Annotated in this window: 10 protein-coding genes; 3 read left to right on the top strand and 7 right to left on the bottom strand. The window is 71.4% G+C overall.

Annotated features, from left to right (window positions below; translation table 11 throughout):
• Positions 1-108: 108 nt before the first annotated feature.
• The 3 genes from ACFWX1_RS33635 to ACFWX1_RS33625 all read right to left on the bottom strand — a co-directional run bounded on the left by ACFWX1_RS33635 (position 109) and on the right by ACFWX1_RS33625 (position 2,898).
• Positions 109-1,503, bottom strand: coding sequence for an SPFH domain-containing protein (locus ACFWX1_RS33635; RefSeq protein ID WP_378393788.1), 1,395 nt, complete (start codon positions 1,501-1,503; stop codon positions 109-111).
• 63 nt (positions 1,504-1,566) lie between these two features.
• On the bottom strand, positions 1,567-2,001 hold the full coding sequence (locus ACFWX1_RS33630) for an NfeD family protein (protein WP_378393787.1): 435 nt from the start codon (positions 1,999-2,001) through the stop codon (positions 1,567-1,569).
• Between the two features lie 93 nt (positions 2,002-2,094).
• Complete coding sequence (locus ACFWX1_RS33625; protein WP_378393786.1) at positions 2,095-2,898, bottom strand: DUF3097 domain-containing protein; 804 nt, start codon at positions 2,896-2,898, stop codon at positions 2,095-2,097.
• 143 nt (positions 2,899-3,041) lie between these two features.
• On the opposite strand from ACFWX1_RS33625, the gene ACFWX1_RS33620 reads away from it, so the two are divergent.
• Positions 3,042-4,016, top strand: coding sequence for an LLM class F420-dependent oxidoreductase (locus ACFWX1_RS33620; protein ID WP_378393785.1), 975 nt, complete (start codon positions 3,042-3,044; stop codon positions 4,014-4,016).
• Between the two features lie 16 nt (positions 4,017-4,032).
• Here ACFWX1_RS33620 and ACFWX1_RS33615 read toward each other — a convergent pair whose 3' ends face one another.
• From ACFWX1_RS33615 to ACFWX1_RS33600, 4 genes are all read right to left on the bottom strand, one after another.
• Positions 4,033-4,707, bottom strand: coding sequence for a GAF domain-containing protein (locus ACFWX1_RS33615; RefSeq protein ID WP_378393784.1), 675 nt, complete (start codon positions 4,705-4,707; stop codon positions 4,033-4,035).
• A gap of 65 nt (positions 4,708-4,772) precedes the next feature.
• A complete protein-coding gene (locus ACFWX1_RS33610) occupies positions 4,773-5,660 on the bottom strand; it encodes an aminoglycoside phosphotransferase family protein (protein WP_378393809.1) in 888 nt (295 codons plus the stop codon).
• Entirely contained in the window at positions 5,657-6,472 is an 816-nt protein-coding gene (locus ACFWX1_RS33605) for an SCO1664 family protein (protein WP_378393783.1), read from the bottom strand. The genes ACFWX1_RS33610 and ACFWX1_RS33605 overlap by 4 nt, the downstream gene beginning before the upstream one ends.
• A gap of 7 nt (positions 6,473-6,479) precedes the next feature.
• A complete protein-coding gene (locus tag ACFWX1_RS33600; RefSeq protein ID WP_378393782.1) occupies positions 6,480-7,055 on the bottom strand; it encodes a DUF3090 domain-containing protein in 576 nt (191 codons plus the stop codon).
• Between the two features lie 81 nt (positions 7,056-7,136).
• Here ACFWX1_RS33600 and ACFWX1_RS33595 point away from each other — a divergent pair, with 81 nt between their 5' ends.
• Positions 7,137-9,077 (top strand): S9 family peptidase, encoded by a 1,941-nt coding sequence (locus ACFWX1_RS33595; RefSeq protein WP_378393781.1) that lies wholly within the window; start codon positions 7,137-7,139, stop codon positions 9,075-9,077.
• Positions 9,074-10,000 (top strand): LD-carboxypeptidase (locus ACFWX1_RS33590; protein ID WP_378393780.1); only part of this gene is annotated, 927 nt, incomplete at its 3' end. The genes ACFWX1_RS33595 and ACFWX1_RS33590, both read left to right, overlap by 4 nt.

Here is a 10,000-nt window from a genome sequence, read left to right as displayed (position 1 = left end):
TTTTTGTTTTTTACTATTGTGTGTGTGTTTGTGTTTGTTTTTTTGTGGTGGGGGGTGCTTGTTAGTGCCCCCTTCACTACGTGCTATCGGAGGAAAGTCCCCTTCAGCTCAGCGCCGCGGCGGACCACCGAACGGGCCCTGCTGCGGGAACGGGCCGCTGTTCGGGTCCTGGCCGCCGAACTGCTGACCGGGCGGCGGGGACTGCGGCGGCGGGCCCTGGTACGGACCACCCGGCGGCGTCGCGGGCGGCTGGGGCTGCGGCAGCGACTGCGGCGGCGACTGCGGCGGTGCCGACGGAGCCTGCGGCGCGGCGGGCGGCGGGGTCGGCTCCGCGGCGGCCTCCGGCGGCTGCTCGACCGGGCGGCTCGCCTGGATCGACGGCCGCGCGGACGGGGTGCCCAGCGCCGGAACTTCCTTGCGTGCCACCGCTTCCGCGGCCGCGACGGCCTCGGCGACCTTCGGGTCGCTCGAGGTGTCGAACCAGCCGGCGACCTCGTCGTCCTCGAGGTCCGGCTTCTCCGGGGTGTCCTCCTTGGGCGGTTCGTAACGGAACACGCCGTCGTCGCCGGGAGCGCCGAGCGCGCGGGCGAAGCCTTCGAGGGCCTTGCCGTAGTCGCTGGGGATCATCCAGACCTTGTTCGCGTCGCCCTGCGCCATCTGCGGGAGCGTCTGCAGGTACTGGTAGGCCAGCACCTCCGGCGTCGGGCGGCCCGCCTTGATCGCGGCGAACACCTTCTCGATCGCCTTCGCCTGGCCCTGCGCCTGCAGGTAGCGGGCGGCACGTTCACCCTGCGCGCGCAGGATGCGCGACTGCCGCTCGGCCTCGGCGGCGAGGATCGCGGCCTGTTTGGACCCTTCCGCGGCGAGGATCTGGCTCTGCTTCTGCCCTTCCGCGGTCTTGATCGCGGACTCCCGCTGCCCTTCGGCCGTCAGGATCATCGCGCGCTTCTCCCGGTCGGCGCGCATCTGCTTCTCCATGGAGTCCTGAATGGACGGTGGCGGGTCGATCGCCTTCAGCTCGACACGGGCGACGCGGATGCCCCAGCGGCCGGTGGCCTCGTCCAGGACGCCGCGCAGCTGGCTGTTGATGGAGTCACGGGAGGTCAGGGTCTGTTCGAGGCTCATGCCACCGACGACGTTTCGCAGCGTCGTGGTGGTCAGCTGCTCGACACCGACGATGTAGTTCGAGATCTCGTAGACGGCGGCACGCGAGTCGGTGACCTGGAAGTACACGACCGTGTCGATCGAGACGGTCAGGTTGTCCTCGGTGATCACCGGCTGCGGCGGGAACGAGACGACCTGCTCGCGCAGGTCGATACGGGCGCGCACCTTGTCCAGGAACGGCACCAGGAAGGTCAGGCCCGGTGAGGCCACGGTCCGGAACCTGCCCAGCCGTTCGATGACGGCGGACTGCGCCTGCGGCACCACCATGATCGCCTTGGCCACGGTGATGATCACGAACAGGGCGAGCAGCGCGACCACGACGATCGCTATTGTCGTCAAGAGAGTTTCCCCTTACCTCGTACCGTTTTCTTGGGCTGTGCCGGACGCGTCACCGAGGGGATCTCATGGTGCCTCCGCGACGATGGCGGTCGCTCCGGAGATCTCGACCACGGTCACCTTGACGCCGGGCGCCATCGGCGGATGCGCCTCGGACATGGCGCGGGCGGACCAGACCTCGCCGCCGATCTTGACCTGCCCGGTGTCGAAATCCACAGTGGACAGAACGACCGCGCGGGCGCCGATCAGCGCGTCGGTGTTGGTCCGTACGTCGGGCCCGGCGAGGAAGCGGCGTTTGAGCGTGGGCCGCACGAGCACGAGCATGCCGACCGAGGCCACGGCGAACACGGCGACGTCGATGAAGACGTTCCCGGTCAGCGCGGCCGATCCGGCCCCGAACAGCGCGCCGACGCCGATCATGATCAGCACGAAGTCCCCGGAGAGCACTTCGGCGATCATCAGGACGATGCCGAGGATCAGGAAGACGAGGGCCGCTGTCATGACCACATGCTCTCAGAAAGCATCGGCGCGCACCGTTCAAGTGACACGCCGTGACCGACGCGTGACCTTGGACGAATCGGACATTCCGGCCGCTTACGCCGGTTCGGTGACGAAGTCGATGAGCCGTTCGACGGCGCCGATCAACGGCGTCTCCAGATCGCGGTAGCTGCTCACTCCGGCGAGGACCCGTTGCCAGCCCTCATAGGGCTCGCCCCAGCCGAGTTCGGCGCAGACGCCTTCCTTCCATTCGGTTCCGCGCGGGACCCGCGGCCAGGCACGGATGCCGACCGCGGCCGGTTTCACCGCTTCCCACACGTCGATGTAGGGATGCCCGGTGACCAGGACGTTCTCGTCGCGGATCCGGCCGACGAGCCGGGATTCCTTGCTGCCCGCGACGAGGTGGTCGACCAGCACGCCGAGCCTGCGGCCCGGTCCGGTGCCGAATTCGGCGATCCGGTCGGCGAGGACGTCGACGCCGTCCAGCGGTTCGACGACCACGCCCTCGACACGGAGATCGTGGCCCCACACGCGTTCCACGAGTTCGGCGTCGTGCTTGCCTTCGACCCAGATGCGCGAGTCGCGCGCCACACGGGCCTGCAATCCCTGCACCCGTACCGATCCGGACGCCGACACCTGCTTGACCGGTGCGCGGGTGTTCTTGACCGGGACGAGCGTGACCGGCTTGCCCTCCAGCAGGAACGCCGCGGGGGCGAGCGGGAAGACGCGGTGGCGGCCGCGGGCGTCTTCGAGCACGACGTTCCCGTACTCGATCTTCACCACGGCACCGCAGTACCCGCTGGCCGGATCCTCGACCACGAGGCCGGGTTCGGCGGGGACCTCGGGGATCTTGCGCTTGCGGGGGCCGCTCAGCACGTCGTCATACGAATGGGAACGCACGGCCGACCACGCTAGCGGCGTCCCCGGCCCGCGTCTCCGCGCCACGCCGGAGACGGTTTCACCTCCGGCGGTGGCCTGATTCTTGCGACTGATGACCATCGGGCCACTCGTTCGGGCCGCTGTCCGCCGGTCATGATCGGCCCATGAGCAATGAGGACGCGGAAATCAGTGTGGTGGTGGCCGGGCGGGAGGACGAGCGCCCGCCCGAGGAGACCCTGGCGGTCGCGGGCTTGGCGGATCGGCTGGGTTACCGGCACCTGTGGGTCGGCGAGAGCGGCCCCACCTGGGACGGATTCGCACTGGCCGCCGCGATCGGCCGGGTCACGACCCGGATCGGGATGACGATCGGCCCGCTGCCGGTTTCGCTGCGGGACCCGGCGATGATCATCCGTGCCGCCGGCTCGGTGGCCGCGCTGTCCGGGCGCCCGGCCGGGGTGGCGCTGGGGACCTCCAGCATCCGGGTGGTCGAAGGAATCCACCACCGGTCGCGCGCGCACGCGGTCACCGTGCTGGCCGAGACCGCCGAGGCTGTGGCCCGGCAGTTGCGCGACCCCGGCGATGACCAGCTGCGGGCACATGGCTTCCGTCGCCGGCTCCCGCCGCCCGGCGGGCAGTTGACCGTGGCGGCCTTCGGGGATCGCGCGATCGCCGTCGCCGCCCGGTACGCGGATCGCATGCTCCTCGATCTCGTCTCCCCTGCCCAGGTCGCCCGGCTGCGCGCCAAACTCGACGCCGCCGCACGAGCCACCGGGACCACCCCGCCGCGGTTGGTGGCCTGGCTGCCCGCCGCGGTCGACCCCGACGACGCGGCGTACAGCCAGATCCTGGGCAGCATCGCCGGATATCTGACCGTGCGCGGTTACGCCGAGATGTTAGTCGAGGCCGGGTATCACCGGGCCGTCGAACTCGCCCGCGCCGGTGCCGGCCGTGCCCGGCTGATTGACGCGCTGCCGCGGGAAGCGGCCCACACGGTGGGTCTGGTCGGCGACCTCGACGCCGTGCGGGCACGGATTCGTGACTACACCGCCGCGGGTCTCGACGAGATCGCCGTGCTGCCCGCGACCGTCGGCGACGAACACGGCCGCCGCACGCTGACCGCACTCGCACCCGGCGCGTGAGCGGCGGCTTCCCTGGTCACGCGTTGCGTAATCCGTTCCCGGTCATAGAGTGCCAGCGCAGTGCGCGGCCGGTGGCGCGCGCGAGAACCGTGAGCAGTGTCGTGTCGGCCGTCGCGAGCCCGTCCTTCCCGTGGTGATGGACGGACAGCACACCGAGCACCGCACCGGTGGCGGGGTCGGGCAACGGGATCGATCGGACGGTCCGCGCGTTGGCCGCGAGCATCACCGCACGCGATCGGTCGTCGAAAAGCGGGCTCTGCGTGACGTCGGGGACGGTGACGGCCTGAGCCCGGGTGAGCGCGGAAGCACAGGCCGATCCGCTGGTGCCCACCACGGCGAAGAACTCGAGAAACGACGGGGTGAAGCCGTACTGGGTGACGATCCGCAGCCCGTCGGCACCGGCCAGTTGCACGTTGCCCGCCTCGGCGTCGGTGTGCTGCAGCGCGGTCGTGAGCAATGCCGTCAGCAGGCGCGGCTTACTTGTGGTCGCGAGGAAATAGGGATCGAGGTAGTCCAGCCGGGGGTACCGCGCCTGGTCGTGGGACGCCGTCAGCGGGATGATCCGCCGCTCGGTGGCGGCGAGCTCGGCGGCGATCTGGTACTGCTGCCATCGCCGCACGGCTTCGCGAGCCTGCGCGGCGTGTTCCGACAACCGGGCGAACGCCCGATCCAGTTCGTCGGGTTCCGGCATCTTGGGGTTGTACCGCACCCGGGCGCCGAATACCAGGCCGGTGCGGCAGGTGAGGCGCGATCCGTTCAGGACGCCATGTGCAGCAACGTGTCGGTGTAGGCGCTGGGCTCGTCGCGGCGAAGCGCGGGAAGGGCGACCAGCGGCGCCAGCGCGGCGCACCACTGCCGGACTCGCTCGTAATCGACGTCGAGATAGGGCCGGATCGCGTCGATCCCGTCCTCAAGGCTGCCGCCTTCGGCGAGCGGGAGCAGCACCCAGTCGACGACGTCGATGGCCGGGTCACCCAGACTCGGCCGCGGGTCGATGGCGACGCTGCCCCGGCCGGGCCCGCCGTCGAGGACGTTGGCGGGATGCAGGTCTCCGTGCAGCAGCACGACAGGGCCGGTCGTCGCGAGTTCGGCGGCGCGGATACGTGCCCGCCGCAGGACCTCGTGGGGCAGGTGGCGTTCGGCCGCCGAGCCGCGCCAGCGGCGTTCCGAGATGGCGAAGATCCGCTCGCAGCGTTCGGCGAGCGCGGGGAATTCCGCGCGGGGGCGGGTCGCGTGCAGCTGGCCGATGAGTTCGCCGATCTCGGCCCAGGGCACCGCCGCACCGCGTTCGCTCAGCTGGGTGCCGGGTTCGAGCCCCTCCAGCAGCAGGGCGCCGACGTCGAGTGCGACGTCGAGGACCTGCACGACCCGGGAGCAGCCCGCCCAGGCGAGCAGGGCCGTCGCCTCGTCCGCGGCGATCTGCCGTTCGGGCGTCAGTTTCAGGACCACGGACCGGCCGTCACCATCCGCGCAGAGCAGGGTGCGTCCGGTGTTGCCCGGCTTCGCGTCGCGGACCTCGAGATTCCACCGGGCGGTGAGGCGGCCGACGAGATCCGGCAGCGCGTCGCACCACTCGCCGACTTCCGGGCCGAAGCGATCGACGAGCCGCGCGCGGGCGGCTTCGTCGATGATCGCGGTCATCAGAACAGCGGCCAGGGAATGGCGCGCCAGTCGTCGCCGGGTTCGGGGAAGACGCCGGCGTCGAGCAGCGCGTCGGTGCGCTCGCCCAGCGCGTGGATCTCGGCGCGGGTGAGGTGTTCGGCGAGGCCGGCGCCGAGCGGGCCGTCGAGCTGCACCCGCAGCTTGCGCAGTTTCTCGACGACGTCCTCTGGCAGCTCTTCGCCGATCCAGCCCCACAGCACGGTCCGCAGTTTCGGGTCGGTGTGCAGGCAGATGCCGTGGTCGACCCCGTAGACACGGCCGTCGTGCCCGGCGAGCAGATGCCCGCCCTTGCGATCGGTGTTGTTGACCACGACGTCGAGCGCGGCCAGTTCCCGCAGCCCGGGGTGATCGGCGTGGGCGAGTACGGCGGGGTCGCCGAACCGGTCGTGGGCGTGCAGCACGATCCGCCAGCCGTCGGGGACGGCTTCGGGGGCGCGGACGTCGACGACGTCGTCCTCGGTGGTCTCGACCCACAGCTGCACCATGCCGACGCCGAAGGGCCCGTCACGCAGGACCGTGGGCGGGATGGCGCCCAGTCCGCTCGCCTCGGCGATCATGGCGGTGGCGACCTCGCGGCCGGCGAGGGTGCCGTCGGGGAAGTCCCACAGCGGGCGCTCCCCGGAGACCGGCTTGTACACGGCGTTCCCGGTGACGCCGTCGAGTTCGATCTCACAGAACAGGGTCGTGTTGGAGGCATCGACGAGCCTGCCTTCGACGCTGATCCGGCCGTGCGTGACGAGCGCGGTGGCCGCGGGGTCGGCGGGTTCGGGCTGCCCCGCCCGGATGTGCGCCACGAGTGGTTCAGTCCTCGATGACGTCGACGTCGCGGCGGTAGCCGTTCTGGCGCGGGCAGATGTGGCCCGCGGGGTCCAGCGGCTCACCGCACAGCGGGCACGGTTTGCGCCCGGCGTTGACGACCCTGTCGGCGCGTTCGGCGAAGGCGCGCGCTGCGACGGGGCTGAGGAACACGCGCACCGCGTCGGGGCCCTCCTCGGTGTCGTCGAGTACGACCGTTTCGTCGATTTCACCCTCGGTGATCGCGAGCAGTTCGATCACCACCGCGCTGCTTTCCGCGTCCCAGCCGATGCCCATGGTGCCGACGCGGAACTCCTCCTCGACCGGCACGGTGAGCGGGTCGACGTCGACGAGGTCCTCGGGCACCTCCTCGGGGACCTCCGCGCCGAAGCGGTTCGCGACCTCCTCCAGCAGGGAGCTCAGCCGCTCGGCGAGGACCACCACCTGCTGTTTTTCGATGGTCACACTGATGGTGCGCACGTCCTCGGAGGCCTGGAGGTAGAACGTGCGGTCGCCAGGCTCGCCGACGGTCCCTGCGACGAACCGGTCGGGCTGGCGGAAGACGTGGATTACGCGCGACATAACACCTCCGACCCTAGGCCACCGGAGGGTGATCGGCATCCGCCGCCCCTGCTTCGGCGCGCCTGCGGCTAACCTCGGGGCGTGTCGCGGATCTCCCCATACGGAACATGGACCTCACCCATCACCGCCGCGTCGGCCGCCGCGGCCGGTGGCGGACCGCAGTGGCTGGACGCGGTCGGCGCCGAACTCTGGTGGGCCGAGGCCCGGCCCGGGGAGGGCGGGCGAGTCGCGCTCGTGCGGGCGCTGCCGGACGGCGGGACCGAGGACGTCCTGCCGGCGCCGTGGAACGTGCGCAACCGGGTCCACGAGTACGGCGGCCGCCCGTGGACCGTGGCAGGCGACACCGTGGTGTTCACGCATTGGGCCGATCAGCGGGTGCACGCTCGGTACGCGTCCGGTGACGTGGTCGCGCTGACGCCGGAACCCGAAGTGCCCCAAGGCGTCCGGTACGGCGACCTCAGGCCGGGGCGGCCGGGTGAGGTGTGGGCGGTACGGGAACGCAGCGTCGGGCCGAAGCGCTCGGACGTCGCCAGGGAGCTGGTCGCGATCGCGATCGACGGCGGCGCCGAGCGGGTGCTGACGGCGAGCCACCACTTCCTGACCGGCCCGCAGGTGTCCCCCGGCGGCGCGCACGCGGTCTGGCTGGGCTGGGACCATCCGGCGATGCCGTGGGACGGCACGGAACTGTGCGTCGCCGAGGTCTTGCCGGACGGGACGTTCGGCCCGCACCGGGTGCTGGCGGGCGGCGCGGACGTCGCGGTGTGCCAGGTCGAATGGGAGGCCACCGGCAGCCTGCTCGCCCTGCTCGACCCGGATGGCTGGTGGAATCTGCACCGGATCGGGCTCGACGGCTCGGCGCGGAACCTGGCGCCGGTGTCCCGCGAACTGGGCGGGCCGCTGTGGAAGCTCGGGATGCGCTGGTTCGCGCCACTGGGCGGCGGGCGGCACGCGGTGCTCGACGCCGGAACGCTGGCGGTGCTGGACGAGGCCACCGGAGAGGTGACGCCGGTACCGGCCGCGGCGGACCTGGTCGAATGGTCGTCGACCTGCTTGACCGCCTATGCGGGCGGTGTGGCCGGGATCGCGGCCGGGGCCGTGCGCGAGTCGGCCGTGGTGCACGTGGACCTGGCGGCGGGCACGCGCCGCGATCTGACACCGCAGTCGGCGGAACTGCCGCCCGAGGAGTTCCTCCCCCGGCCCGAGGAGCGGGTGTTCACCACCGCCGAGGGCGAATCCGTGCCCGCCTACGTCTTTCCCCCGGCGAACCCGGAGTTCACCGCGCCCGAGGGCGAGCTGCCGCCGTTTCTCGTGCTCGCGCACGGTGGCCCCACGGGCCGGTACTTCCCCGCGCTCGAACTGGACATCGCGTTCTTCACCAGCCGCGGGATCGGGGTCGTCGCGGTGAACTACGGCGGTTCGACCGGCTATGGCAGGAAGTTCCGCGAGCGGCTGCGGGAGCAGTGGGGTGTCGTGGACGTCGCCGACTGCGCCGCCGTCGCCGAGGCCTTGGTCGCCGAGGGAGTGGCCGACGGGCGGCGGCTCGGAATCCGCGGCGGCAGCGCGGGCGGGTTCACCTCGGCGGCGTCGCTGACCATGACCCGGACCTATCGCGCGGGCACGGTGATGTACCCGATCCTGGATCTGACCGGCTGGACGGGCGAGGGCGGCGAGACACACGATTTCGAGTCGCGCTATCTGGACAGCCTGATCGGGCCGCTGCCCGAAACCGCCGAACGCTACCGGGAGCGTTCGCCAATCCACCACGCCGCGGCGCTCGCTGGTCCGGTGCTGTTCCTGCAGGGGCTGGAGGACGAGATCTGCCCGCCGGAACAGGCGGATCGGTTCGTCGCGTCGCTCGCCGGACGCGGGATCGAGCACGCGTATCTGACGTTTCCCGGGGAGCAGCACGGTTTCCGCCGTGCGGAGACGATCGTCGCGGTGCTGGAGGCGGAATTGTCCTTCTACGGGCAGGTGTTCGGTTTCGAGCCGGCGGATGTGCCGCGGCTGGAGCTGTCGCGGTGAGGCCACCGCGGCTGCGCGAGGGCGACACGATCGCGCTCGTGGCACCTGCCGGGCCGGTGCCCCAGACGTTGCTCGACGCCGCGCTTCCGGTGTTGCGCGGCTGGGGCGTGCGGGTCCGGCTCGGCGCGGGGGTGCGTGCCGAGCCGTCGTCACCGCGCTATCTGTCCGATTCGGACAGTCGGAGGGCGGCGGAGTTCACCGAGGCGTGGCTGGACCCGGATGTCCACTGTGTCCTCGCCGCGCGTGGCGGCTACGGGACCCAGCGGATGCTGGATCTGGTGGACTGGCGGGCGCTGCGGGCGGCCGGTCCGAAGATCCTCGCGGGGTCGAGCGACATCACGGCGCTGCACCGCGCCGTCGATGTCCATTTAGGACTGGACAGTCTGCTTTCGCCGATGCCGGCGAGCGAGTTGTTCGACGAGGCGGCGGCCGAGCACCTGCGGCTGACGTTGTTCGAACCGGAGAAGACCCGCATCCTGCGTTCCGGCGGTTTCGAAACCCTGGTGCCGGGACAGGCGACGGGACGGCTGATCGGCGGGAATCTGGCGATTCTCGCGGCCGGTGTCGGCACCGCGGAGCATCGGCCCGCCGAGGGGATCGCGGTGCTGGAGGACGTCACGGAAAGCGTGTACCGGCTGGATCGGATGCTCACGCAGTTGCTGCGTTCGGGCTGGTTCGCCGGTGTTCGCGGGGTGGTGCTGGGTTCGTGGGCGGGCTGCGGCGATCCGGCGGAGATCCGGTCGATGCTCGTGGACCGGCTGAGCCCGCTCGGGGTCCCGGTGGTGGGTGAGTTCGGGTTCGGCCACGTGCGGTCGTCGCCGACCGTGCCGCGGGGGGGGGGGGGGCGCGGGGGGCCCCCCCCCCCCCCCCCCCGCCGCGCCCCCCCCCCCCCCGCCCGGCACCCGACCGGGTCGGTCACCGTC

The organism is Amycolatopsis sp. NPDC059021 (assembly GCF_042739895.1).
Classification (GTDB): Bacteria; Actinomycetota; Actinomycetes; order Mycobacteriales; family Pseudonocardiaceae; genus Amycolatopsis.
The sequence above is the reverse complement of the archived record's forward strand: the minus strand, read 5'-3'. Positions and strand labels throughout refer to the sequence as shown.